The sequence below is a fragment of the Streptomyces sp. NPDC030143 genome (genome assembly GCF_055573695.1).
In genome coordinates this window covers 60,963-84,698 of record NZ_JBVIAY010000028.1, presented here as the reverse complement: position 1 = coordinate 84,698, position 23,736 = coordinate 60,963, and the positions used below count along the sequence as shown (strand labels likewise).

Below are 23,736 nucleotides of genomic sequence, written 5' to 3'. Positions count from 1 at the left end.
TAACTCACCCCGGAGTCGTTCCACCTCCCCCAGCCTCATGCCAAGAAGATGCCCACCACCAGGCAAGATCACCCGACGTAACGAAGCACTACTAGTCCCCGGTGCGGCCGGGCCCCCGGATCCCGAGGGCCCGCGTCGTCTCGGCGTTGACGAGCAGCACGAGCGCGGCGACCGCCACGGCCGCCAGCGCGATGCCCGCCGGGATCGCCACACTGTCAGCCTGGAGCAGGTTGTAGGCGACGGGCAGCGCCATGATCTGGGTGATCACGGCCGGGCCCCGGCTCCAGCTGCGGCGCCCCAGCAGCCCGCGCGCGGCCAGCAGCGGCAGCAGCGCGAGCACGATCAGCGTGACGCCGCCGGTGACGGCCTGCTGACGGTCGTCGGGATCCCCGCCCAGTCCGAGGACGAGCATCCACACGCCGCCGACGACCAGCGCCAGCCCTTCCACACCAGCCAGCGCGGCGGCCCAGGTCAGCCGGCGGGGGCGGGGGCCTGCGGCTTCCGGGGCGACGGGAGTCTGCTCACTGCTCACGCCAGAAGGGTAGCCCGGTCGCGATGTGGGATGTCTTACCCGATCCCTACCTCGGCCTGTGCCCGGTACCCCCCAGTAGGTACGCTGCAATCCATGCGTGCACTTCTCGTGGTCAATCCGGCAGCAACCACTACCAGTGCACGGACGCGTGACGTCCTGATCCACGCCCTCGCCAGCGAGATGAAGCTCGAGGCGGTCACCACCGAGTACCGGGGGCACGCCCGCGACCTGGGCCGCCAGGCGGCGCAGAGCGACGACGTCGACCTGGTCGTGGCGCTCGGCGGCGACGGCACGATCAACGAGGTCGTCAACGGCCTCCTGCACGCCGGCCCGGCCCCGGAGCACCTGCCCGGCCTGGCCGTGGTCCCCGGCGGTTCCACCAATGTCTTCGCCCGCGCCCTGGGCCTGCCCAACGACCCCGTCGAGGCCACCGGCGCGCTGCTGGACGCCCTGCGCGAGAACCGTGAGCGCACGGTCGGGCTGGGGCTGACGTCGGGCACGTCGGGCACGGAGGACGAGGCCGTTCCCTCCCGCTGGTTCACCTTCAACGCCGGGCTCGGCTTCGACGCGGGGGTCGTCGGCCGGGTCGAGCAGCACCGTGAGCGCGGGAGGAAATCCACACACGCTCTTTACGTACGGCAGGCCGTGCGTCAACTCCTGGGCGAGCCGCACCGGCGCCACGGGTCGATCACGCTGGAGCGGCCGGGCGCCGACCCGGTGACCGATTTGGTGCTGTCCATAGTCTGCAACACGGCTCCGTGGACCTATCTGGGCAATCGCCCGGTATACGCGTCACCTAAGGCCTCGTTCGATACGGGGCTCGACGTATTCGGTCTGAGCCGTCTGTCCACCGCCGCGGTTGCCCGGTATGGCACCCAGTTGCTCACTTCGTCCCCCCAGCGGGGACCCCATGGCAAGCACGCCGTCTCGTTGCACGACCTGGACCAGTTCACCTTGCATTCGAAGGTGCCGCTGCCCCTCCAGATGGACGGTGACCACCTGGGGCTGCGCACCAGCGTGACGTTCACAGGCGTACGCCGTGCACTGCGTGTGATTGTGTGAGCAGAACTGGCTAAAGTCCTTTCACTCGAACGTTTAGACCAGGGTCCACCCCATGGAAGTACGGCTGTGACCTAGTCGACACCGAGGAATCAAAAAAAACTTTCCGGAAGGGGTTGTATCCGCCGCTGAGGTTTGCGAGTCTCTACGTGGCGATCGGGACAGCCCGCAACACCGGCATCCACTGATCACCGGAACCCCTCTTCAATTCACAGGACCGCGCCAGGGAACCTGGCTGGTGGCCCTTCACTTGTTGAGGGATTCGTGAAAGCGTTCACATTCACAAGCAAACCTGCATGTAATACCAAGGAGAGGTAGCAGCCATGGACTGGCGTCACAACGCCGTTTGCCGCGAGGAAGACCCCGAGCTCTTCTTCCCCATCGGCAACACCGGTCCTGCGCTGCTGCAGATCGAGGAAGCCAAGGCCGTCTGCCGTCGCTGCCCGGTTATGGAGCAGTGTCTGCAGTGGGCGCTCGAGTCCGGCCAGGACTCCGGCGTCTGGGGTGGTCTCAGCGAGGACGAGCGCCGCGCCATGAAGCGCCGCGCCGCCCGCAACCGGGCCCGTCAGGCCTCCGCCTGACAACACCCGCCCCGCACAGCCTGAGCTTGGCGGCGCGTACAGCGAGTACGCTTCCCCCGCCCCCGAGCCGCAGCGCGCAGTACCCCCGATGCGCAGCACCCGCTGGCAACGAGCATTCGAGCCCCGGACCCCTGAACGGTCCGGGGCTTCTTGCTGCGCTCCGCCGGGAGGCTACTTCTGCGCCCGCACGGGGACGTCCAGGATCACCCGCGTCCCGCGCTCCGGCGCCCGGACCATGTCGAAGGTTCCGCCCAACTCTCCTTCGACCAGGGTCCGTACGATCTGCAGGCCGAGGTTGCCGGAGGTGTGCGGGTCGAAGCCTTCGGGCAGGCCGACGCCGTCGTCCTGGACGGTGACCAGGAGGCGGGCCTCCTTGGTCGTGCCGCCGCGGACGGCCGAGACCTCGACCGTGCCGGTGTCGCCCTCACGGAAGCCGTGTTCCAGGGCGTTCTGGAGGATCTCGGTGAGGACCATGGACAGCGGGGTGGCGACCTCGGCGTCCAGGATGCCGAAGCGTCCGGTGCGCCGGCCGCTGACCTTGCCCGGGGAGATCTCGGCGACCATCGCGAGGACGCGGTCGGCGATCTCGTCGAACTCGACACGCTCGTCCAGGTTCTGGGACAGCGTCTCATGGACGATGGCGATCGAGCCGACGCGGCGGACCGCCTCCTCCAGGGCCTCCCTCCCCCGCTCGGACTCGATGCGGCGTGCCTGGAGGCGCAGCAGGGCGGCCACCGTCTGGAGGTTGTTCTTCACCCGGTGGTGGATCTCCCGGATGGTCGCGTCCTTGGTGATCAATTCGCGTTCGCGCCGGCGCAGTTCCGTGACGTCGCGCAGCAGGACGAGCGAACCGATGCGGGTGCCCTTGGGTTTGAGCGGGATGGCGCGGAACTGGATGACGCCGTCGTGGGCCTCGATCTCGAACTCGCGGGGCGCCCAGCCGCTGGCGACCTTGGCGAGGGCCTCGTCCACGGGGCCGCGGGTCGGGGCGAGTTCGGCGGTGATGCGGCCGAGGTGCTGGCCGACCAGGTCGGAGGCGAGGCCCATGCGGTGGTAGGCGGACAGCGCGTTCGGGGAGGCGTACTGGACGATGCCGTCCGCGTCGAGGCGGATCAGACCGTCGCCGACGCGGGGGGCGGCGTCCATGTCCATCTGCTGGTTGGCGAACGGGAAGGCGCCGGCCGCGATCATCTGGGCGAGGTCGGAGGCGCTCTGGAGGTAGGTCAGCTCCAGCCGGCTCGGGGTGCGCACGGTGAGCAGGTTGGTGTTGCGGGCGATGACGCCGAGGACGCGGCCCTCGCGCCGTACGGGGATGGACTCGATGCGGACGGGGACCTCTTCGCGCCACTCCGGGTCGCCCTCGCGCACGATACGGCCCTCGTCGAGGGCGGCGTCCAGCAGGGGACGGCGGCCGCGCGGGACGAGGTGGCCGACCATGTCGTCCTGGTAGGAGGTGGGGCCGGTGTTGGGGCGCATCTGGGCGACGGAGACGTAACGGGTGCCGTCGCGGGTGGGCACCCACAGGACCAGGTCGGCGAAGGAGAGGTCGGAGAGCAGTTGCCACTCCGAGACCAGCAGGTGGAGCCACTCGAGGTCGGAGTCGTCGAGGGCGGTGTGCTGGCGTACGAGTTCGTTCATGGAGGGCACGTTGCGAGCGTACCCGGGGTGTGGGAAGTGTCCGAAAACACCCGCGGGCCGCGGCGCCTGGGAGGGACCCTCAACCCTCCCGGCACCGCAGCCCGGAGCAATATCGGCCGCGGGGTGTGCGGTCCCGGACTCGGCCGAAGGTGAGGAGCCGGGGCAGTCAGGGCAGAGAGCTCCGGATCCTCGGTCCGCCTTCCTGTGCGGGGAAGGCGGAAGCCTGGTGGTGCTCCTTCGCACGACTACACACCATTGTGGACTAGACCACTTCGTGTGTCCATGCGTCGGTAGTTGTGTGTTCATGTCGGGCGCGGGGCCGATCGCCCCGGCCGGCCCTGCTGTTCGGACGCACCGGCATCCACAAGGCAGCCTAGCCTGTGTGGGTTCCCGTGCGGGGCCAGATGGTCAGGGCAATTTCCGCGACCGCGACCAGTTCCTCCCGGCTCGCCCCGTCGCGCGCCTGTTGCGACATGCCCTGGAAGACGGCGCCGACGAGACGTCCGAGGGCGGCGACGTCGGCATCGGGGGGCAGTTCGCCCGCCGCCGCGCCCGCCCGGAGGCGGCTCTCGATGAGGGCCAGGCTGGCGTTGCGCTGCCGTCGCAGGTCCTCCTCGACCTCGGGCGTCGAGCAGTTGGCGGCGGCGTGGATCACCAGGCAGCCGTGCGGACGGCCCGGGGCGGTGAACTCGGCGGCGGCCTCGCGCAGCAGCCGCCGGACCGCGGCCCGGGCGGTCGGCTCCTCCTCCAGGGCACGGCGGGCGAAGGAACCGTAGGTCGCGTCGTAGGCGCGGACGGCCTCCTCGAACAGGGTGCGCTTGTCGCCGAAGGCGGCGTACAGACTGGGGGCGCCGATGCCCAGGAGGCGGGTGAGGTCGGAGACGGAGGTCGCCTCGTAGCCGTGCTCCCAGAAGGCGAGGACGGCCTTCTCCAGGGCGGCAGCGCGGTCGAAGGAGCGCGGGCGGCCGCGGGGGCGCATGTCCTCGGTGCTGACCATGGCCGACATTTTATAGCGAACGCTAGAGAACCCGGAGGCGAGACAGGTGCCGGGTGGGCGACGGGGGCCGGAGCGGTCGGGGGATGTGCCGGAGTGACGCCCGGCCGGCCGGGGCCGGTTCTGTTAGATTGGTCTAAACCACTCCTCAGATCGGCAGGCCAGCGTGGAAGTAGTCATCGTTCCGGACGCCAGGTCGGGTGGCGAGATCATCGCCGAGGCCATGGCGCAGCTCCTGCGGCGCAAGCCCGACGCCCTGCTCGGCGTGGCCACCGGATCCACGCCACTGCCCGTCTACGAGGCGCTGGCGGCCCGGGTCCGCTCCGGTGCCGTGGACACCTCACGGGCGCGGATCGCCCAGCTCGACGAGTACGTCGGGCTGCCCACCGACCATCCGGAGTCCTACCGGTCGGTGCTCCGGCGGGAGGTGCTGGAGCCGCTCGGCATCGGCATGGAGGCGTTCCTCGGCCCGGACGGCACCGCCGAGGACGTGCCGGCGGCGTGCGAGGCCTACGACGCGGCGCTGGCGCGGGCCGGGGGCGTCGACCTCCAGCTGCTCGGGATCGGAACCGACGGACACATCGGCTTCAACGAGCCGTGCTCCTCCCTCGCCTCCCGGACCCGGATCAAGACGCTGACCGAGCAGACCCGGGTGGACAACGCGCGGTTCTTCGACGGTGACATCGAGCAGGTCCCGCACCACGTGATCACGCAGGGCATCGGCACGATCCTGGAGGCGCGGCACCTCGTGCTGCTCGCCACGGGCGAGGGCAAGGCGGACGCGGTCGCGGCGACGGTGGAGGGCCCGGTGGCGGCCGTCTGTCCCGCCTCCGCCCTCCAGCTCCACCCCCATGCCACGGTCGTCGTCGACGAGCCCGCCGCGTCCAAGCTGAAGCTCGCGGACTACTTCCGCCATACCTACGCGAACAAGCCGTCCTGGCAGGGCATCTGAGGCACACCGCGGAGGCGCCGGACCCCGCATTGCGCGGGTCCGGCGCCTTGGAGCTCCGAACAAGAGGGGACGCCGCGAGCCGGGCTCCCTTTTTGTTCGGAGCTCTCAGGGGTCGTTGCACTGTGAGCGCCTGATCAGGCGCTCACAGTGCAACGACCCCTTCGTCATGGCATCCGCCGGGCGTTCCTGGTTCCGCGGCCGGGCGTCGCCGCAGGTCCGTCTACCGCCCCGCGATGACCTCCGCCGCCGCCCGTCCGCAGGCGCGGGCCGCTCCGTGGGTGGCGAGGTGGAGGGCGCCTCGGGCGGGTGCCTGGGGAACGCCCATCTCCACGACGACCGTGTCGGGGCGGGCCGCCAGGAGGGTGTCGAGGGCCTTGGTCATCCAGGGGTGGCGGTGTTCGTCGCGGACCACGGCGACGACACGGCGGTCGCCGGCCGCCCGCAGGGCAGCGTGGCCCGCCTCGTCGCCGTTGAAGCTGCCGGTCGCGGTGCCGGGCAGCAGGCGGGCGAGTTCCGCGGCCATCCCCCAGGGGGTCTCGTCGCCGACGGCGATGCTCGCGGCCGGGGTCAGGGCGGCGACGTAGGGCGCCTCGGTGAGCGGGGTGAAGTCCTCGCCGGTGATCCGCAGTGCCCGGCGGGCGGCGACGAGACCGATGTCGGCGGGGAGCACGTTCCCCGCGCCCGGCCGGGACGCCGTCCAGCGTGCCAGGTCCCGTACCCGCTGTGCCGCGTCGGCCAGGCGCTCCTCGGCCAGTTCGCCCGAGCGGACGGCCCGGACCAGGGCGTCGCGCAGCCGGCGTACGGTCTCGTCGTCGGCGAGGCCGCCACCCACGCAGATGGCGTCGGCGCCCGCGGCGACGGCGAGGACACTGCCGCGCTCGATGCCGAACGTCGCCGCGATGGCCTGCATCTCCATGCCGTCGGTGACGATCAGGCCGTCGTAGCCGAGTTCGCCGCGCAGGAGGTCGGTGAGGATGCGGCGGGACAACGTTGCCGGGCGGTCGGGGTCCAGGGCGGGGACGAGGATGTGGGCGCTCATCACGGCCCGCGTGCCGGCGGCGATCGCGGCGCGGAACGGCGCCAGTTCCCGTGCGGCGAGGACCTCGGGGCCGACGTCGATCCGCGGCAGGGCGAGGTGGGAGTCGACGGCCGTGTCGCCGTGGCCGGGGAAGTGCTTGGTGCAGGCCGCGACGCCCGCCGACTGCAGTCCGGTGACGTAGGCGGCGGTGTGGCGGGCGACCAGGTCGGGGTCGGCGCCGAAGGAGCGGACCCCGATGATCGGGTTGGCGGGGTTGGAGTTGACGTCGGCCGAGGGGGCCCAGTTGAAGTTCACCCCGCAGGCGGCGAGGCGGCGGCCCAGCTCCGCGGCGACTTCCCCGGTCAGCTCGGTGTCGTCGACCGCGCCCAGGGCGTGGTTGCCGGGGAAGCTGGATCCGGTGCGCACCTCCAGGCGGGTCACGTCCCCGCCCTCCTCGTCGATGGCGACGAGGACGTCGTCGCGTTCGGCGCGCAACTGGGCGGTCAGGGAGCCGAGTTGCTCGGGCGAGGCGATGTTGCGGCCGAACAGGCCGACCGAGGCCAGGCCCTCACCGAGGCGCCGCAGCAGCCAGTCGGGGGCGGTGGTGCCGGGGAAGCCGGGCTGGAGGACCGTCAGGGCGTCGCGCGTCAGAGTGTCGGTGCCGCTGGCGAGTGTCGTCATCGGGGGCGTTATCCCTTCACTGCGCCCGCGGTCAGACCCGCGGCCATCTTGCGCTGGACCAGGAGGAAGAGGACGACGATCGGTACGGCCATCATGGTGGCGCCGGCCATCATGGGCGCGTACTCGGTGCCGTGCTTGGTGGTGAAGTTGCCGAGCCAGACGGTCGCGGTCTGGTTCTTCTGGCTGAGCAGCATCAGGGCGTAGAGGTACTCGTTCCAGGCCTGGATGAAGGCGTAGACCGAGGTGGCGACCATGCCGGGGGCGAGGAGCGGGAAGACGACCCGGACGAAGGCGCCGGTGCGCGAGCAGCCGTCGACCATCGCGGCCTCCTCCAGTTCCTTCGGGATGTTGACGATGAAGCCGCGCAGGGTCCACACCGTGAAGGGGAGGACGAAGGTCAGGTAGGTGATGATCAGGCCGGTGAGGCGGTCGTACTGGCCGAGGTCGTTCAGGAGCAGGAAGACCGGAATGATCATCGCGACGAGCGGGACCATCTGCACGGCCAGGATGCCGACGATCACGATCTTGCGGCCGCGGAAGGCGAACCGGGAGATGGCCAGGGCGGCCAGCATGCCGACGACGATGCCGATCACGACGACCACGAGCGAGACGACGAGGCTGCGGCCGACCGGGCCCCAGAAGTCGGCGATGTCCAGCGCGCGGCCGAAGTTGGAGAACGTCAGGCCGGTCGGCAGCAGGCTGGGGTCGGGGTCGATGGCGTCCCTGGCCGGCTTGAAGGCCGTGTTGAGCATCCAGTAGACCGGGAAGCCGGCGACGACGAAGACGAGGAGCCCGAGCAGGTTCCAGCCCGCGCGGGAGCCCCGGTGGGGAGCGGGCGTGCTCATTCGACCTCTCCGATCTTCAGCATCTGGCGCATGTACACGGCGACCACCCCGAGGAGCAGCAGCACGGTGATCAGGGCGATCGCCGAGCCCTGTCCGTAGTCGTTGACGACGAAGGCACGGTCGTAGGAGTACGTCGTCAGGATCTGGAACTCGGCCTCGGGATGGCCGTTGCGCATGACGAAGACCTGCGGGAAGACACCCATGTCCCAGATGACCGACAGGGTCGTGAGCATCACGATGACCGGCTTGAGGACGGGCAGGGTGACGTACCGGAAGACGCCCCAGGCGCCCGCGCCGTCGAGGCGGGCCGCCTCCTCCAGTTCCCTGGGGACCTGGGTGAGGCCGGCGCTGAGGGTGATCACGACGAACGGGACGGCTCCCCAGACCACCAGCAGCATGATCACGGCGAGGCCCTGCGGACCGCTCGCGAACCAGTTGTGGCCGATCAGATCGACGCCCGGCAGCTTGCTGAGGACGGCGTTGAGGATGCCGTAGTCGGCGTCGAAGAGCCACTTGAAGACGGTGGTGGCGACGATGACCGGCATGCCCCAGCCGGCCACCAGCGCGATGTTGACCAGGGTCTTCACCCAGCCGGAGACCCGCTGGAGCAGCAGGGCGATGAGCATGCCCAGGACCATCGTGAAGATCACGCAGCCGGCCGCGAAGACGATCGTGCGCAGGACGACCGCCCAGAACTGCCCGTCGCCCAGCACCTGGGTGAAGTTGTCCAGGCCCACCGACTCGGCCGGCTGGAAGCCCCACAGCTGGGACTGTCCGAACTTCTGGAAGGCCAGGGTGACCAGGCGGACCAGCGGATAGCCCATGACCAGCAGCAGGACCAGCAGGCAGGGGGCGAGCAGCAGCCAGGGGGTGGCGGCGGGGGCGGCGGTCCGTCTGCCGGCCGGCCGCCGCGGTGCGGGCGGCGGCGGTGCCGGCCGCGGCGGCGGCACCTTGGCAGGGGTGGTCGTGTCTGCGGCACTCATCGCGCGCTCCTCAGCGGTCCCTCAGGTCGTACGGGGCGAAGACCCGTAGGTCTGCGGACGGCGGGGCTCCGCCGCGACGGAGCCCCGCCGAAGGTCACTTGGTGTTGATGACCTTGTCGATCGCGGCGTCCGCTTCCTTCGCGGCTTCCTCGACCGTCTTCTTGCCGGTGCCGATGCTCTGCAGCATCGTCTGGAGCACCTGGGCCTTCTCGACCCGGCCCCAGCCGGGGGCCATCGGGACGAACCAGTTGGCCTCGGCCGCGGTGGCGGGGACGGCCGTCGCCGGGTCGTTCTTCAGGGTCGCGAGGTCGGTCTTGTTGTTGGGCAGGTTGCCCTTGGCGATCAGGCCCTTCTGGCCGGCGGGGCCGGTGAAGGCGTTGATCCACTCGGCGGCCAGCGCCTGCGCGTCCGACTTCACCGGGACGGCGAGGTCGGAGCCGCCCAGGAAGACGGGGAGGTTCTTGCCGGACGGGCCGGGCATCACGAAGTTCTCGACGTTGCCCTTGAGCTTGCCGGTCTTGTCGTTCTCCGGGGCGGCGGCGGTCGCGCCCTCCCAGGCGGGGGCGAAGATCATGCCGGACTTGCCCTGGCCGTAGACGATGTACCGGTCGGACTCGTCCTTGGTCTTGTCGCCGTGCATGTACGTGTCGACGACCTTCTTGAACTCCTTCAGGCCCTTGAGGGACTCGGCGGAGGAGAGGTTGGCCTTCCACTCGCCGCCCGACTCGACCGCGATCGAGCCGCCGGCGTCGTAGACGAAGGACATGGCCGCGTACCAGTCGCGGGTGGGCTGGTACCAGGAGGAGAAGGTGTCGCCCTCCTTCTTCTGGACCTTGTCCAGGGCGGCGGTCAGCTCCGCGTAGGTCCTGGGGGTGGACTTCACGCCGACCGAGGCGAAGACGTCCTTGCGCCAGTTGGCGACGCGGCCGCCGGCGTAGTACGGGACGCCGTAGGTCCTGCCCTCGTAGGTCACCGAGGCCTTGAGGCCGTCCAGCCAGGCGGAGGAGTTGTCGAACGCGGCCGCGTCCAGGGGGGCGAAGGCGCCCTTGACCATGTAGCCGAGCATCTCGGTGTTGCCCATCTCGACCACGTCGGGGGCCTTGTCGGTGGCGAGGACCGCGTCGAGCTTGGCGTTCTTGTCCGGCCAGCCGTAGTACTCGTGGGTGATCCTGACGCCCGGGTGCTTCTTCTGCACCGCCGCGTCGGCGGCCTTCACCAGGTCGGGCCAGTTGTTCTGGGCGTCGACGGTGAGCCAGACGGTCAGCTCCTCGGCGTCGGCGCCCTTGTCCGAGCCCCCGTTGTCCTCGCCGCCCCCGCACGCCGCGATGGAGACCATCATGCCCGCGATACCGATCGCGGCTGTCAGCTTGCGCTTCACGCCACCCTCCTCAGGGATGCCACAAACCCCCCTGCCTCCCCGCCGCGGTGCCTCAACGCGTACCGTCCGCGGGGCCGGGACCTGGACCAATGGTGTAGACCAGTGCCGAGAGCTTGGCTCAGACCAATAGGGCTGTCAAGGGTGTTCAACCGGGGCGGCGACGTCCGTTACGCGACCGCGATATGCAGGGACTTTTCAATTTCTGGGCGGCCGGACGGGGCCTGTCGGCGGGATGGACCACCGCCCGCCTTCGGCGTGCTGGACTAGACCAACAAGGGCCCCGGAGGTATACAGAGGGGATCACGGGCCGGGCGAGGTCACCCCACTCGGGACACCCCGCCCCGCAACCCGTGCCACGATGTGAGCCGCGGCCGACGAGCGAGTCGGTCGTTTCGGCACCCGGAGCCGGGAAGGCGGGCCATGAGCACCGACGTCAGCAGTGCGGAGAACGAGGGTGGGGCGACCGTCCGTACCGCGCGCGTGCCCAAGTACTACCGCCTGAAGAAGCACCTGCTCGACATGACGGAGACGCAGTCGCCCGGCACGCCGGTGCCGCCCGAGCGCACGCTGGCCGCCGAGTTCGACACCTCGCGCACCACCGTGCGCCAGGCCCTCCAGGAACTGGTCGTCGAGGGCCGGCTGGAGCGCATCCAGGGCAAGGGCACCTTCGTCGCCAAGCCGAAGGTCTCCCAGGCGCTCCAACTCACCTCCTACACCGAGGACATGCGCGCCCAGGGCCTCGAACCCACCTCGCAGCTCCTCGACATCGGCTACGTCACGGCCGACGACCGCCTCGCCGGCCTGCTCGACATCACCGCCGGCGGGCGCGTGCTGCGCATCGAGCGGCTGCGCATGGCCAACGGCGAACCGATGGCCATCGAGACGACCCACCTCAGTGCGAAGCGCTTCCCGGCCCTGCGCAGGTCGCTGGTGAAGTACACGTCCCTCTACACCGCCCTCGCCGAGGTCTACGACGTCCATCTCGCCGAGGCCGAGGAGACCATCGAGACCTCCCTGGCCACCCCGCGCGAGGCCGGCCTGCTCGGCACCGACGTCGGCCTGCCCATGCTGATGCTCTCCCGGCACTCCCTGGACAAGGAGGGCCGTCCGGTCGAGTGGGTGCGGTCGGTGTACCGGGGGGACCGGTACAAGTTCGTCGCCCGCCTGAAGCGCCCTCAGGAGTAGGCGCCCGCGGGACGTCGCGGAACTCGTCGATCGATATGCGGACGAGGTCTTCCGCTGCGCTTTGTCCGTCACCTACATTTCGCGTGCATTGCACACGTGATCAGCGAGGGGACGGATCCGATCGATGTCAGAAGCGCCTGAAGTGTCCCGAGGGCCGGTGGTGACGCCCGTACGCGTCGTCATCGCCCTCTGTCTGCTCGCCCCCTTCGTGGCGATGCTGTGGGTCGGTTCCTACGCCAAGGCCGACCCGAAGTTCATCGGCATCCCCTTCTTCTACTGGTACCAGATGGCGTGGGTGCTGATCTCGACCGTGCTCACGATGGTCGCCTACACGCTGTGGCACCGTGACCAGCGCGCCCGCAAGGCTACGGACGGGGGTGCCACGCGATGAAGGACGGTGTGAACGGCGTCGCACTCGGCGTCTTCGTCTTCTTCTTCCTGGCCGTCACGGTCATGGGCTTCCTGGCCGCGCGCTGGCGCAGGGCCGAGAACGAGCAGAGCCTCGACGAATGGGGCCTGGGCGGCCGGTCGTTCGGCACCTGGATCACCTGGTTCCTGCTCGGCGGCGACCTGTACACGGCGTACACCTTCGTCGCCGTACCGGCGGCCATCTACGCGGCGGGCGCGTCCGGCTTCTTCGCGGTGCCGTACACGATCCTCGTCTACCCGCTGATCTTCACGTTCCTGCCGCGTCTGTGGTCGGTCTCGCACAAGCACGGGTACGTGACGACCTCGGACTTCGTGCGCGGCCGGTTCGGGTCCAAGGGCCTGTCACTGGCGGTGGCGCTCACCGGAATCCTGGCGACCATGCCGTACATCGCGCTCCAGCTCGTCGGCATCCAGGCGGTGCTGGACGTGATGGGCGTCGGCGGCGGCGAGGACACCAACTGGTTCATCAAGGACCTGCCGCTGCTGATCGCCTTCGGCGTGCTCGCCGCGTACACCTACTCGTCGGGTCTGCGGGCTCCCGCGCTGATCGCGTTCGTGAAGGACACGCTGATCTACCTCGTCATCGCGGTCGCGATCATCTACATCCCGATCAAGCTGGGCGGCTTCGACGACATCTTCGCCAAGGCGGGCGAGAAGTACGCCGCGGCCGGCGCGGGCGGTCTGATCCCGGCCGAGGCGGGCCAGTGGACGTACGCCACCCTGGCCTTCGGTTCGGCGCTCGCGCTCTTCATGTACCCGCACTCGATCACGGCGACGCTGTCCTCCAAGAGCCGTGAGGTGATCCGCCGCAACACCACGATCCTGCCGCTGTACTCCCTGATGCTGGGCCTGCTCGCCCTGCTCGGCTTCATGGCGATCGCGGCGGGTGTGAAGGTGACCAACGGCCAGCTGGCCATCCCGCAGCTGTTCGAGAACATGTTCCCGGACTGGTTCGCGGGCGTCGCCTTCGCGGCGATCGGCATCGGCGCGCTCGTCCCCGCGGCCATCATGTCGATCGCGGCGGCGAACCTCTTCACCCGCAACGTCTACAAGGACTTCATCAAGCCGGACGCGACGCCCGAGCAGGAGACGAAGGTCTCCAAGCTGGTCTCGCTGCTGGTGAAGGTGGGCGCCCTGGCCTTCGTCCTGACCATGGACAAGACGGTCGCCATCAACTTCCAGCTCCTCGGCGGCATCTGGATCCTGCAGACCTTCCCGGCCCTGGTCGGCGGCCTGTTCACCCGCTGGTTCCACCGCTGGGCGCTGCTCGCCGGCTGGGCGGTCGGCATGGTCTACGGCACGGTCGCCGCGTACGGTGTCGCCTCCCCGACCCAGAAGCACTTCGGCGGCTCGTCGAAGGAGATCCCGGGCATCGGCGAGATCGGCTACATCGGTCTGACGGCGTTCGTGCTCAACCTGGTCGTCACCGTGGTCCTCACCTTCGCCTTCAGGGCCGCCGGCGCCCCCGACGGCATCGACGAGACCAGGCCGGAGGACTACACGGCCGACGCCGGCGACCCCGGCGTCGAGATCGAACTCCCGCCGGCCACGGCGGGCACGCCCACGCATTAGGGGTCCGTGCACCATGAGCGCCCGATCGGGCCGCGTGGTCCGGTGACGTGCACCGCCGCGTCGCCAGGCCGCGCGGCCCAGGGGGCACAGTGCACCGACCGATGGTCCCGTCACCCCGCAGCGGGCCGCCGGCAGCAGGACTGACGGCGGCCCGTTGTCGTGAACACTCACCCCATGGACATGCTCATCGCAGAAGCGGAGCCCGCCGAGTACGCCGCCCTCGGCGACCTCACTCTCCTCACCTACGAACTGACGCTCTGAAACCAGCGCGACACAACATCTGGGGGTGGCATCGCGCCCCGACACAAGATGTATGCTCATGCTCGCTGTCGCCGCAGGGGAATCCGGTGCGAATCCGGAACTGTCCCGCAACGGTGTACTTGCGTGTTTCCGCACGCCTGTTCAGTCCGAGGTCCTGCCGACAGCGCACCCGGCCGTCCGGTCCGGGTGCCCTGACGTCCGGGCCTCGCGGAATGGGCCGGTGGACGCGACGCCGCGTGCGCTCGTGTGCTGCCCCCCGCCCTTCGCAAGGCCCCGTGCCCAGCGAGGGAGAGCCCCCACGTGACCATCGCGCCAGCCGATCCGGCTTCCGTCACCGCGCCGGAGAACGACGGTCCCGGTGCCGCGCTGCTGCGGACCCTGACCGAGCTGACCGCCGACCTCCCCGACGCCGACCCCGGCCGGGTCGCCGCCGCCGCGCTGCGCGGCCGGTCCGCACGGGCGGACGAGACGGAGCTGCGCGAGCTGGCCACGGAGGCGGCCGCCGGCCTGATCTCGGAGGACCCCGCCTACTCGAAGCTGGCCGCCCGGCTGCTGACCGTCGGCATCCGCGCCGAGGCCGCCGCGCAAGGCGTCACCTCGTTCACCGAGTCGGTCGCCGTCGGCCACCGCGAGGGCCTCGTCGCCGACCGCACCGCCGCGTTCGTCCGGCTCCACGCGGCCCGTCTCGACGCGTTGGTCGACCCGGCGGCCGACGACCGCTTCGGCTACTTCGGCCTGCGCACACTCCACAGCCGCTACCTGCTGCGCCACCCCCTCACCCGCAAGGTGATCGAGACGCCCCAGCACTTCCTGCTGCGGGTGGCGAGCGGTCTGGCCGAGGACGACACGGCACGGTCGGTCGACGAGGTGTCCGCGCTCTACGGGCTCATGAGCCGGCTGGACTACCTCCCCTCCTCCCCCACGCTGTTCAACTCCGGCACCCGGCACCCGCAGATGTCGTCCTGCTACCTCCTCGACTCCCCGCTGGACGAACTGGACTCCATCTACGACCGCTACCACCAGGTGGCCCGCCTCTCCAAGCACGCCGGCGGCATCGGACTGTCGTACTCCCGCATCCGCTCCCGGGGGTCGCTGATCCGGGGCACCAACGGGCACTCCAACGGCATCGTGCCGTTCCTGAAGACCCTGGACGCCTCCGTGGCCGCCGTGAACCAGGGCGGCCGGCGCAAGGGCGCGGCGGCCGTCTACCTGGAGACCTGGCACTCCGACATCGAGGAGTTCCTGGAGCTGCGCGACAACACCGGTGAGGACGCCCGCCGCACGCACAACCTCAACCTCGCGCACTGGGTGCCGGACGAGTTCATGCGCCGAGTGAACGCCGACGAGCAGTGGTCGCTGTTCTCCCCGGCGGACGTACCGGAGCTGGTGGACCTGTGGGGCGACGAGTTCGACGCGGCCTACCGCAGGGCGGAGGCGGAGGGGCTGGCGCGCCGGACGCTCCCGGCCCGTGAGCTGTACGGCCGGATGATGCGCACCCTCGCGCAGACCGGCAACGGCTGGATGACCTTCAAGGACGCCGCCAACCGCACGGCGAACCAGACGGCCGAGCCGGGTCACGTCATCCACTCCTCCAACCTCTGCACGGAGATCCTGGAGGTCACGGACGACGGGGAGACGGCGGTCTGCAACCTCGGTTCGGTCAACCTCGGCGCGTTCGTCGTCGACGGGGACATCGACTGGGAGCGGCTGGACGAGACCGTCCGCACGGCCGTCGCCTTCCTCGACCGCGTCGTCGACATCAACTTCTACCCGACCGAGCAGGCGGGCCGTTCCAACGCCCGCTGGCGCCCCGTCGGCCTGGGCGCCATGGGCCTGCAGGACGTCTTCTTCAAGCTGCGGCTGCCCTTCGACTCCGACGAGGCCAAGGCGCTCTCCGCGCGGATCGCCGAACGCATCATGCTCGCCGCCTACGAGGCCTCCACCGACCTCGCCGAGCGCAGCGGCCCGCTGCCGGCCTGGGAGAAGACGCGCGCGGCGCGCGGTGTGCTGCACCCCGACCACTACGGCGTGGCGTTCACCTGGCCGGAGCGCTGGGCGGCGCTGCGTGAGCGGATCGCGGCCGTCGGCATGCGCAACGCGCTGCTGCTCGCCATCGCGCCGACCGCCACCATCGCCTCGATCGCCGGTGTGTACGAGTGCATCGAGCCGCAGGTGTCCAACCTGTTCAAGCGCGAGACGCTGTCGGGTGAGTTCCTCCAGGTCAACTCCTACCTGGTGCAGGACCTCAAGGAGCTGGGCGTGTGGGACGCCCGCACCCGTGAGGCGCTGCGCGACGCCAACGGCTCGGTGCAGGACCTCGCCTGGATCCCCCAGGACGTGCGGGCGCTGTACCGCACGGCCTGGGAGATCCCGCAGCGCGCACTGATCGACATGGCCGCCGCCCGCACCCCCTACCTGGACCAGGCGCAGTCGCTGAACCTGTTCCTGGAGACGCCGACCATCGGCAAGCTCTCCTCGATGTACGCGTACGCCTGGAAGTCCGGGCTGAAGACGACGTACTACCTGCGCTCGCGCCCGGCGACCCGCATCGCCCGCGCCGCCCGGGCCGCCGTCCCCGTCCAGCAGCCGGCCGCCGACGAGGCCGTCGCCTGCTCCCTTGAGAACCCCGAGTCCTGCGAGGCCTGCCAGTGATGCCCAGCAACCAGAACCTTCTCGACCCCGGCTTCGAGCTGACCCTGCGCCCGATGCGGTACCCGGACTTCTACGAGCGCTACCGGGACGCCATCAAGAACACCTGGACCGTCGAGGAGGTCGACCTCCACTCGGACGTCGCCGACCTGGCCAGGCTCAGCCCGGCCGAGCAGCACCTCATCGGCCGTCTGGTCGCGTTCTTCGCGACGGGCGACTCGATCGTGGCGAACAACCTGGTGCTGACGCTGTACAAGCACATCAACTCCCCCGAGGCCCGCCTCTACCTCAGCAGGCAGCTCTTCGAGGAGGCCGTTCACGTCCAGTTCTATCTGACGCTGCTGGACACCTACCTCCCCGACCCGGAGGACCGTGCGGCGGCGTTCGCTGCGGTGGAGAACATCCCCTCCATCCGCGAGAAGGCCGAGTTCTGCTTCACGTGGATGGACTCGGTGGAGAAGCTGGACCGTCTGGAGTCGCAGGCCGACCGCCGCCGCTTCCTGCTCAACCTGATCTGCTTCGCCGCGTGCATCGAGGGCCTGTTCTTCTACGGGGCCTTCGCCTACGTCTACTGGTTCCGCAGCCGGGGCCTGCTGCACGGCCTCGCCACCGGCACCAACTGGGTGTTCCGGGACGAGACCATGCACATGAGCTTCGCGTTCGACGTGGTCGACACCGTCCGCAAGGAGGAGCCGGACCTCTTCGACGACCGGCTGCGGGAGCAGGTCACCGACATGCTGCGGGGGGCCGTCGAGGCGGAGTTGCAGTTCGCGCGCGACCTGTGCGGCGACGGGCTGCCGGGGATGAACACCGACTCCATGCGGCAGTACCTGGAGTGCGTCGCCGACCAGCGGCTGGTCCGGCTCGGTTTCGCCCCGGTGTACGGCTCGGAGAACCCGTTCTCCTTCATGGAGCTCCAGGGCGTTCAGGAGCTGACCAACTTCTTCGAGCGCCGTCCGTCGGCGTACCAGGTGGCCGTGGAGGGCACGGTCGACCTGGACGAGGACTTCTGAGGCTGCCCGGCACGCAGTTCGCGGTCGATCCGGCGCTCGCGGGCCAGCCCCACGAGCGCCGGTCCCGTCAGGAGGAGGAAGGCGAACAGGACCGTGAGGACATCGGTGTATGCGTTCATGAGGTAAGCATCGTGCTCAGGGAACACTGCTGACAGTGGCAGGACTGCCGCACACCTTCAATTTACTGCCAGCGCGGGGCACACTGGCCGCATGTTGACGAACGTGGCCGCGATCCTCCTCGACGGCGTGCACCCCTTCGAACTCGGCGTCGTGTGCGAGGTGTTCGGCATCGACCGCAGCGACGAGGGCCTGCCGGTCTACGACTTCGCGGTCGCCTCGGCGGAGGGGCCGACGCTCGCCACACCCGCCGGCTTCACGCTGCGCACCACCCACGGGCTGGAGCGGCTGGAGAGCGCCGACCTGATCGCCGTCCCGGCCGGGGACGCCTACACCGCGCGGGAGTTCCCGCCGGAGCTGCTGGACGCGCTGCGCCGGGCCGTGGACCGCGGGACGCGGGTGCTCAGCGTGTGCTCGGGGGTGTTCGTGCTCGCCGCGGCGGGGTTGCTGGACGGGCGGCGCTGCGCGGTGCACTGGCGGCACGCGGAGCAGTTGGCCCGCCAGTACCCGCGCACGATCGTGGAGCCCGACGTGCTGTACGTCGACGCGGACCCGGTGATCACCTCGGCGGGCACGGCCGCCGGCATCGACGCCTGTCTGCACCTCGTCCGCAAGGAGCAGGGGCCCGAGGTCGCCAACGGGATCGCCCGGCGGATGGTCGTGCCGCCGCACCGGGACGGCGGTCAGGCCCAGTACATCGAGCGGCCGCTGCCCCGGTCGCCCTGCGACACCGTGGGCGCGGTGCTCGGGTGGATGGAGGCTCACCTCGACGAGGAGGTCACCGTCGAACAGCTCGCCGCCCGGGCGCACATGTCCCCGCGCACCTTCGCCCGCCGCTTCCACCAGGAGACGGGCACGACGCCCTACCGCTGGATCCTGCGCCAGCGCGTCCTGCTGGCCCAGCGGCTGCTGGAGGCCACGGACGAGACGGTGGACGCGATCGCCGCGCGTACCGGGTTCGGTACGGCGGCGGCGCTGCGGCACCAGTTCGTGCGGGCGCTGGGCACCACGCCGAACGCCTACCGGCGTACGTTCCGCGGACCGGAGGCCGCCCGAACGCACGCCGGAGGCGGGGTTCTCACCTCGGTACGGCTCGCAGCCGCAGGCCCTGCGGACGCAGGGTGATGCCCACCCGGGTCGCGTCGTCGGACCCGGCGACCTGCTCGAACCGGAACGCCTCCGCGAGCCCCGCTGTGACCAGGGTGAGCAGGGCCATCGAGAAGTGGTCGCTGGGGCACTTGCGGTTGCCGACACTGAACGGCCGCATGGCGTACTTGGGGATGCCCTTCTGTCGCTCGGGAAGCCAGCGGTCGGGGTCGAACTCCAGGTGCCGCTCGTAGGAACGCGGATCGCGCTGTATCGCGTACGGGCTGTAGATGATGTCGGCCCCGGCGGGAATGCGATACCCGTCGAGTTCGGTGTCGGTGACCGCCCGCCGCGTCAATATCCATACGGCGGGCAGCAAACGCATGGTCTCCACGACGACGTTGTTGGTGTGCGTCAGCTTGCGGACGTCCTCGAATCCGACCGGGCGTCCTCCGGTGACGGCCTCGACCTCGGCGCGCACTTTGTCCGCGTGTTCCGGGTGGGCCGAGAGCATCAGCAGGAGCGACATGATCGTCGACGCGATGGTTTCGCTGCCGGGGGTGAGTATCGCGACGACCTGGTCGTGGATCTCCTGTTCCCCGATGGGGTCGCCATTGTCGTCCTTCGCTTCGAGCAATGCCGTCAGCAAATCGTCCGGCTTTTGACCGGATGCCCGGCGTTCGGCGATGATCTCGTCGACCAGGAGATGCAAATCGGCCAGCGCCCGGTTGAATTCGAGGTTGGCCGGAAGCGGGAGCTTGTACAGCGGTCCGAGCGGTACCACCATCCGGTGGTACATACCTTGGAAGACGCTGGCGAGCGCGGTGCACAGGCGCTCGGCCCGCTCGTCCATGAACCGCCCGCGCAACAGGCAGCGGGCGGCGACCCGCACCGCGATGCGGAACGACTCCGAGGTGCAGTCGATGGTTGCGCCGCCCTTCCAGCGCTCGACGAGCGCGTGCGTCTCCTCCTCCATGATCGGTCCGTAGGCGGGAATGGCGTCGAGCCGGAACGCGGGCTGGATGGTGCGTCGCTGGCGGCGGTGGAGCGGGCCGTTGGCGGTGGCCACGCCCTCCTTTCCGAGCAGGCCTTCCAGGGACTCCCACAGGGGTCCGGCGATGATGTAGTCGGGGCTGAGGGCCACCGCCCCGGTGAGGTCCGGGCGGGTGACGGCGTACACCGTCTTCGGGCCGAGCCTGATGCGGACGACTCCGCCGTGGTCGCGCAGCCGGCTCATGAAGGCCAGCGGATCGCGGGCCAGCCGCCAGCCGTGGCCGAGCAGCGGAAGCCCGCCCGTGGCCAGGGGCGGCTCGCGTAGTTCCGCTGCCCCGGTCGTCTCGGGCTTCACCGATTCGACGGTCATTTCTCACCTGCCGCTTCGTTGTTGACGTACGGGGGCGTGGACCGGTCGTCCCAGCTGTCGACCATGTAGCGGCCGGACTCGTGGTGGAACCAGTAGACGGAGCTGAACCAGTTCCGCATGTTTCCCAGACAGGCCCGTACGGCGGCGCCGAGTTCCTTTCCGAGGACCGTCCCGTCGGCCAGCCCGTCGGCCAGCCGCAGGACGTCCTGCTCCACGACCAGGAATTCGGATATGCATTCCTCGACCCGCCGCCTGACTTCTTCGACCGCTTCTTCGAGGGTCAGCCCCTCATGGGTGATGAGACTGATTCCGAGGTTGTGCACCTCGTCGCCCGCGATTTCCTTCGGGAGCGAGCAGAGGTCGTTGTACCAGGCGGCGAACTCCTGACTCAGCAGGGCCGCGCGCCGATATGCGGGGTGGGTGCGCACGGATTCCGGTAGTTCACGTCCCGCGCTGGGTTCCAGCAGGTCCGTCCAGATCTGGTGCGCAAAGGTGTGCCGACGCAGTGCGAGGTATTCCTCGACGGTCGGGATACGCCCTTCGGTGCGGTTGTGGAATTCCCGGTCGTAGGCCTCGATCACCGCGTGGAAGTGGCGGGCGAACCGCGCGTTCCAGGTGTCCGGCAGGAAGGAGTACAGCCGGCCCACGCTGTCGGCGAGTCCGGCGACCAGCGGGTCCTCGTGGTGCAGGTGCTCCGCCGGGGAGTCCAGCGCCGCGTGCAAGCGGAACCTCAACTGCCGCCAGGCGGCGGCCCGTCCGTGGACCACGTCCCGGTCATGACGGTCGTCCCAGACGAAGAACCACGCGCTGTAGTCGGCGATGGCCTGGAGCACCTCGTCGGAGGCGCCGAGGTAGTAACCCGCCATCAGGTCGGTGTAGCACAGTCCGTCGGCATATTCCGCGACCTTGTCCGCCGGCATGAGCCGTTTTTCCAGCAGCCAGGAGCGCGTCTTCTCCTGCAACTGCGGCCAATACGGATGCAGTTGCCGGGGAAAGGCCGTCTCGATGACCGGAAGAGAGAGCGAGGGAGGGACCGCGATCGCGGTCACCGTCGCTGTGGTGCTGTATGTGGTGCTGTATGGGAAGGCTGGCACGAACAACCCCTCTCAGCCGCCAGTTGGCGCACACCCCTTCCGCCGTGCCGGGCGTGCGCCGTTGCGTATCCCCGCACTTCCCATTCAGCACTACAACTGACCGCTCTGGGAACGGATTCGCTTCATTCACTACGTCAACCAGCCGAGAACTCCCCCTTGGGTGACTGGTTATGGATCAGTGGATGTGCATAAGCGATCGAACGTGCGTCGGACACACGAACGACGCCTGGCCGTGGGGTATCCCGGCCAGGCGTCGGAGTGCGGAGGGTGTTCAGTCGTTGGCGACCACGGGGTAACGCGGCTCGTTCTCGGCCATCTGCCGCAGCGCGTCCTTGCGTTCGCGCTTGGAGAGACGGTCGATGTAGAGGTACCCGTACAGGTGGTCGGTCTCGTGCTGCAAACACCGAGCGAAGTACCCGGTGCCGCGCACCCTGATCGGGTTGCCCTTCTCGTCCTGGCCGGTCACCTCGGCGTAGTCGGGCCGGGCGAGCGGCGCGTACGCGGTGGGCACCGACAGGCAGCCCTCGTTGCTGTCGTCCAGCCGGCGCCGCTCGGCGGGCAGCTCGACGAGCCGGGGGTTGCACACCACGCCGACGTGCCGCACGCCCTCGTCGTCGGGGCAGTCGTAGACGAAGACCTTCCGGTCGACGCCGATCTGGTTGGCGGCCAGACCCACGCCCTCGGCGGTGCGCTGGCTGGCGAACATGTCGTCCACCAGCTTCAGCAGCTCGTCGTCGAACTCGGTGACGTCAGCGCACTCCTTGTGGAGCACCGGGTTCCCGACGACGGTGATGGGCCGCGAGGTGCCGCGCTCACGGTAGGCCCGCTCCCGCTCCTCGGCGTCCTGGGTGTCGATGACGAAGCCCTCGTCGTCCACGGGGAGCACGCCCGCGTGCTGCTGATCGGTGTCCTGCTGGGCCATGACCGACGTATGCCTTCCTCAAACAGACTGGGGTGAATGCTCGATACAGGGTACGGGCAGCGCGCCCCTGCGAGGGGCGGTCCTGCGTCGACGTGCGGCTCCACCGCGGGGCGCGAGCAGCCGCGATCAGGCCCGCAGCCGCCTCTAGGGGGTGTTTCGAAAGTCCCGCACAGCACCCACGGCGCCCGGCACGCCCTCTCGCCGCACCGGCCGAACGCCCGAGTACGCCCAGTACGAGCGCTTTCGTCCGGCACGCCGAGAGCACGCACCGGACACCGCGGGCACCGCACAGGACTTTCGAAACACCCCCTAGCAGACCTCTTCCAGATCCCGCCAGTCCCTCGAATCGGGGCTGTCGGCGACCCATCCGTCCAGCAGTCCCCTCACCAGGGAGGCCGGCGCGGCGATCCCGCACTCCCGCTCGGGAACCCACAGCTGCCCGTCCGTGCGATGACCGAGCGGTCCCGGATGCCCGGGTTCGCTGTGGTCGTGCGGGTCCAGGTGCTCCCCGTCGCCCTCGTCCGAGGGCATCCGCGACTCCGAGCACATCCGGCACAGCAACCGCACCGACGAGGACCAGTCCTCCGCGGCGAAGCCGGCGTCGGCGGCCAACTGCTCCAGCGCGTCCCGGTCGTCCTCGGTGGCCGCCTCCAGCAGCACCACCCAGGTCGGCACGGGAGAGGGCGCCCACAGCTCGATCTCGTCGAAGACGGGGTAGGCGTGCCCGGCGGACGTGGTGCGCTCGCCGTGCGGCACCCCGTCGTGCAGGACCACCTCGCCCCAGCGCCGTCCGGACGACGGCAGCGGGATCGACAGCACCTCCATCCGGGCGGGGTCCAGCCGCCGCCCCCACACCACCTCGGCCTCGCCCTCGGGCGACAGCCGTACGACGGCGCTGCCGAGGCTCATCCCGACGGGCTCACCGGCGGCGGTGGCGCCGCCCGGGACGTGCAGCCCGTAGGCCTGCCAGGCGCGGCGCGCCAGCGGCCAGTCCTGCAGGGCGGTGGCGGCGATGCCGACGTTCCACCAGTCGGGGGCGCCGGTCTCCCGGTCGAGGAGAGCGACCGCGCGCAGTCCGGCTGTGCGGGCCTGCTCCCAGTCGTGGCGGAACTTGTGCAGCAGGGCGAGGTTGAACCAGGACTCCGACAGCCAGGGCTCCAGGTCGGCGGCGCGTGTCAACAGCGCGCCCGCGTCCTCGTACCGGCCGTCGCCGATCAGCGTGAACGCGCGATCGGTGGCCTGCCGCCAGGAGGCGGAGGGCCGGTGCCGTCCCTTGCCGAAGATCCTCACGATTCCCGCCTGCCAGTTCCGTGACGTGGGCTGGCCAGTGCCCCCGGACACTTCCTCCCTCGCATCCAACCACGTATGGCTGGAAGGGCGCTCA

Annotated in this window: 20 protein-coding genes and 1 riboswitch; of the genes, 9 read left to right on the top strand and 11 right to left on the bottom strand. The window is 69.9% G+C overall.

Translation table 11 applies throughout. From position 1 onward, the window contains the following. Positions 1-91: 91 nt before the first annotated feature. Positions 92-532 carry a hypothetical protein gene (locus tag ACZ4YY_RS32815; RefSeq protein WP_468298556.1) on the bottom strand — a complete coding sequence of 147 codons (441 nt, stop codon included), beginning with the start codon at positions 530-532 and terminating at the stop codon, positions 92-94. Positions 533-625: 93 nt separating this feature from the next. Here ACZ4YY_RS32815 and ACZ4YY_RS32810 point away from each other — a divergent pair, with 93 nt between their 5' ends. Together ACZ4YY_RS32810 and ACZ4YY_RS32805 are read left to right on the top strand one after the other, a co-directional pair. Next, entirely contained in the window at positions 626-1,594 is a 969-nt protein-coding gene (locus ACZ4YY_RS32810) for a diacylglycerol/lipid kinase family protein (RefSeq protein WP_468298554.1), read from the top strand. Between the two features lie 320 nt (positions 1,595-1,914). Continuing rightward, positions 1,915-2,172, top strand: a complete 258-nt coding sequence (locus ACZ4YY_RS32805) for a WhiB family transcriptional regulator (protein ID WP_016639615.1) — start codon at positions 1,915-1,917, stop codon at positions 2,170-2,172. Positions 2,173-2,343: 171 nt separating this feature from the next. On the opposite strand, the gene ACZ4YY_RS32800 is transcribed toward ACZ4YY_RS32805, so the two are convergent. Together ACZ4YY_RS32800 and ACZ4YY_RS32795 are read right to left on the bottom strand one after the other, a co-directional pair. Beyond that, positions 2,344-3,819, bottom strand: a complete 1,476-nt coding sequence (locus ACZ4YY_RS32800) for a sensor histidine kinase (protein WP_468298552.1) — start codon at positions 3,817-3,819, stop codon at positions 2,344-2,346. A gap of 364 nt (positions 3,820-4,183) precedes the next feature. After that, positions 4,184-4,807, bottom strand: a complete 624-nt coding sequence (locus ACZ4YY_RS32795) for a TetR/AcrR family transcriptional regulator (protein WP_468298550.1) — start codon at positions 4,805-4,807, stop codon at positions 4,184-4,186. 163 nt (positions 4,808-4,970) lie between these two features. Here ACZ4YY_RS32795 and nagB point away from each other — a divergent pair, with 163 nt between their 5' ends. Then, the gene (gene nagB / locus ACZ4YY_RS32790) at positions 4,971-5,756 is read left to right on the top strand and encodes a glucosamine-6-phosphate deaminase (RefSeq protein WP_468298548.1); all 786 of its coding nucleotides are present in this window, start codon (positions 4,971-4,973) and stop codon (positions 5,754-5,756) included. A 220-nt stretch (positions 5,757-5,976) separates the two neighbouring features. Here nagB and ACZ4YY_RS32785 read toward each other — a convergent pair whose 3' ends face one another. From ACZ4YY_RS32785 to ACZ4YY_RS32770, 4 genes are all read right to left on the bottom strand, one after another. Then, positions 5,977-7,455 (bottom strand): glycoside hydrolase family 3 protein, encoded by a 1,479-nt coding sequence (locus tag ACZ4YY_RS32785; RefSeq protein WP_468298546.1) that lies wholly within the window; start codon positions 7,453-7,455, stop codon positions 5,977-5,979. A gap of 8 nt (positions 7,456-7,463) precedes the next feature. Beyond that, the gene (locus tag ACZ4YY_RS32780; protein WP_468298544.1) at positions 7,464-8,300 is read right to left on the bottom strand and encodes a carbohydrate ABC transporter permease; all 837 of its coding nucleotides are present in this window, start codon (positions 8,298-8,300) and stop codon (positions 7,464-7,466) included. Then, entirely contained in the window at positions 8,297-9,283 is a 987-nt protein-coding gene (locus tag ACZ4YY_RS32775; RefSeq protein WP_468298542.1) for a carbohydrate ABC transporter permease, read from the bottom strand. The genes ACZ4YY_RS32780 and ACZ4YY_RS32775 overlap by 4 nt, the downstream gene beginning before the upstream one ends. A gap of 94 nt (positions 9,284-9,377) precedes the next feature. After that, positions 9,378-10,661 (bottom strand): extracellular solute-binding protein, encoded by a 1,284-nt coding sequence (locus tag ACZ4YY_RS32770; RefSeq protein WP_468298540.1) that lies wholly within the window; start codon positions 10,659-10,661, stop codon positions 9,378-9,380. 420 nt (positions 10,662-11,081) lie between these two features. Between ACZ4YY_RS32770 and ACZ4YY_RS32765 the strand changes: the two genes are divergently transcribed. From ACZ4YY_RS32765 to ACZ4YY_RS32740, 6 genes are all read left to right on the top strand, one after another. Next, positions 11,082-11,846: a GntR family transcriptional regulator gene (locus tag ACZ4YY_RS32765; RefSeq protein WP_468298538.1), complete on the top strand. Its 765-nt coding sequence runs from the start codon at positions 11,082-11,084 to the stop codon at positions 11,844-11,846. Between the two features lie 124 nt (positions 11,847-11,970). After that, positions 11,971-12,237, top strand: coding sequence for a DUF3311 domain-containing protein (locus tag ACZ4YY_RS32760; RefSeq protein WP_468298536.1), 267 nt, complete (start codon positions 11,971-11,973; stop codon positions 12,235-12,237). Continuing rightward, complete coding sequence (gene mctP / locus ACZ4YY_RS32755; RefSeq protein ID WP_468298534.1) at positions 12,234-13,847, top strand: monocarboxylate uptake permease MctP; 1,614 nt, start codon at positions 12,234-12,236, stop codon at positions 13,845-13,847. The genes ACZ4YY_RS32760 and mctP overlap by 4 nt, the downstream gene beginning before the upstream one ends. Positions 13,848-14,173: 326 nt before the next feature. Further along, positions 14,174-14,272, top strand: a riboswitch (adenosylcobalamin-variant (AdoCbl-variant) riboswitch). Positions 14,273-14,408: 136 nt separating this feature from the next. Continuing rightward, positions 14,409-16,760 carry a ribonucleoside-diphosphate reductase subunit alpha gene (locus ACZ4YY_RS32750; RefSeq protein ID WP_468298532.1) on the top strand — a complete coding sequence of 784 codons (2,352 nt, stop codon included), beginning with the start codon at positions 14,409-14,411 and terminating at the stop codon, positions 16,758-16,760. Continuing rightward, positions 16,760-17,770, top strand: a complete 1,011-nt coding sequence (locus tag ACZ4YY_RS32745) for a ribonucleotide-diphosphate reductase subunit beta (RefSeq protein ID WP_468298530.1) — start codon at positions 16,760-16,762, stop codon at positions 17,768-17,770. The genes ACZ4YY_RS32750 and ACZ4YY_RS32745 overlap by 1 nt, the downstream gene beginning before the upstream one ends. A gap of 210 nt (positions 17,771-17,980) precedes the next feature. Then, positions 17,981-19,012, top strand: a complete 1,032-nt coding sequence (locus ACZ4YY_RS32740; RefSeq protein WP_468298528.1) for a GlxA family transcriptional regulator — start codon at positions 17,981-17,983, stop codon at positions 19,010-19,012. On the opposite strand, the gene ACZ4YY_RS32735 is transcribed toward ACZ4YY_RS32740, so the two are convergent. The 4 genes from ACZ4YY_RS32735 to ACZ4YY_RS32720 all read right to left on the bottom strand — a co-directional run bounded on the left by ACZ4YY_RS32735 (position 18,966) and on the right by ACZ4YY_RS32720 (position 23,642). Beyond that, positions 18,966-20,336 (bottom strand): bifunctional albaflavenone monooxygenase/terpene synthase, encoded by a 1,371-nt coding sequence (locus tag ACZ4YY_RS32735; protein WP_468298526.1) that lies wholly within the window; start codon positions 20,334-20,336, stop codon positions 18,966-18,968. The two genes, ACZ4YY_RS32740 and ACZ4YY_RS32735, sit on opposite strands and share 47 nt — an antisense overlap. Next, positions 20,333-21,430, bottom strand: coding sequence for an epi-isozizaene synthase (gene cyc1, locus ACZ4YY_RS32730; RefSeq protein WP_468298524.1), 1,098 nt, complete (start codon positions 21,428-21,430; stop codon positions 20,333-20,335). The genes ACZ4YY_RS32735 and cyc1 overlap by 4 nt, the downstream gene beginning before the upstream one ends. A gap of 271 nt (positions 21,431-21,701) precedes the next feature. Beyond that, complete coding sequence (gene def / locus ACZ4YY_RS32725; RefSeq protein WP_468298522.1) at positions 21,702-22,352, bottom strand: peptide deformylase; 651 nt, start codon at positions 22,350-22,352, stop codon at positions 21,702-21,704. Between the two features lie 309 nt (positions 22,353-22,661). Continuing rightward, positions 22,662-23,642, bottom strand: a complete 981-nt coding sequence (locus ACZ4YY_RS32720; protein ID WP_468298520.1) for a tetratricopeptide repeat protein — start codon at positions 23,640-23,642, stop codon at positions 22,662-22,664. Positions 23,643-23,736 lie beyond the last annotated feature (94 nt).

Bases quoted from the DNA above. Each gene is read 5' to 3' on its own strand.
- ACZ4YY_RS32810 (WP_468298554.1), top strand. From the start codon at position 626: ATGCGTGCACTTCTCGTGGTCAATCCGGCAGCAACCACTACCAGTGCA.
- ACZ4YY_RS32805 (WP_016639615.1), top strand. From the start codon at position 1,915: ATGGACTGGCGTCACAACGCCGTTTGCCGCGAGGAAGACCCCGAGCTC.
- ACZ4YY_RS32795 (WP_468298550.1), bottom strand. From the start codon at position 4,807: ATGGTCAGCACCGAGGACATGCGCCCCCGCGGCCGCCCGCGCTCCTTC.
- ACZ4YY_RS32785 (WP_468298546.1), bottom strand. From the start codon at position 7,455: ATGACGACACTCGCCAGCGGCACCGACACTCTGACGCGCGACGCCCTG.
- ACZ4YY_RS32780 (WP_468298544.1), bottom strand. From the start codon at position 8,300: ATGAGCACGCCCGCTCCCCACCGGGGCTCCCGCGCGGGCTGGAACCTG.
- ACZ4YY_RS32775 (WP_468298542.1), bottom strand. From the start codon at position 9,283: ATGAGTGCCGCAGACACGACCACCCCTGCCAAGGTGCCGCCGCCGCGG.
- ACZ4YY_RS32765 (WP_468298538.1), top strand. From the start codon at position 11,082: ATGAGCACCGACGTCAGCAGTGCGGAGAACGAGGGTGGGGCGACCGTC.
- ACZ4YY_RS32760 (WP_468298536.1), top strand. From the start codon at position 11,971: ATGTCAGAAGCGCCTGAAGTGTCCCGAGGGCCGGTGGTGACGCCCGTA.
- mctP (WP_468298534.1), top strand. From the start codon at position 12,234: ATGAAGGACGGTGTGAACGGCGTCGCACTCGGCGTCTTCGTCTTCTTC.
- ACZ4YY_RS32745 (WP_468298530.1), top strand. From the start codon at position 16,760: ATGCCCAGCAACCAGAACCTTCTCGACCCCGGCTTCGAGCTGACCCTG.
- ACZ4YY_RS32740 (WP_468298528.1), top strand. From the start codon at position 17,981: ATGTTGACGAACGTGGCCGCGATCCTCCTCGACGGCGTGCACCCCTTC.
- ACZ4YY_RS32735 (WP_468298526.1), bottom strand. From the start codon at position 20,336: ATGACCGTCGAATCGGTGAAGCCCGAGACGACCGGGGCAGCGGAACTA.
- def (WP_468298522.1), bottom strand. From the start codon at position 22,352: ATGGCCCAGCAGGACACCGATCAGCAGCACGCGGGCGTGCTCCCCGTG.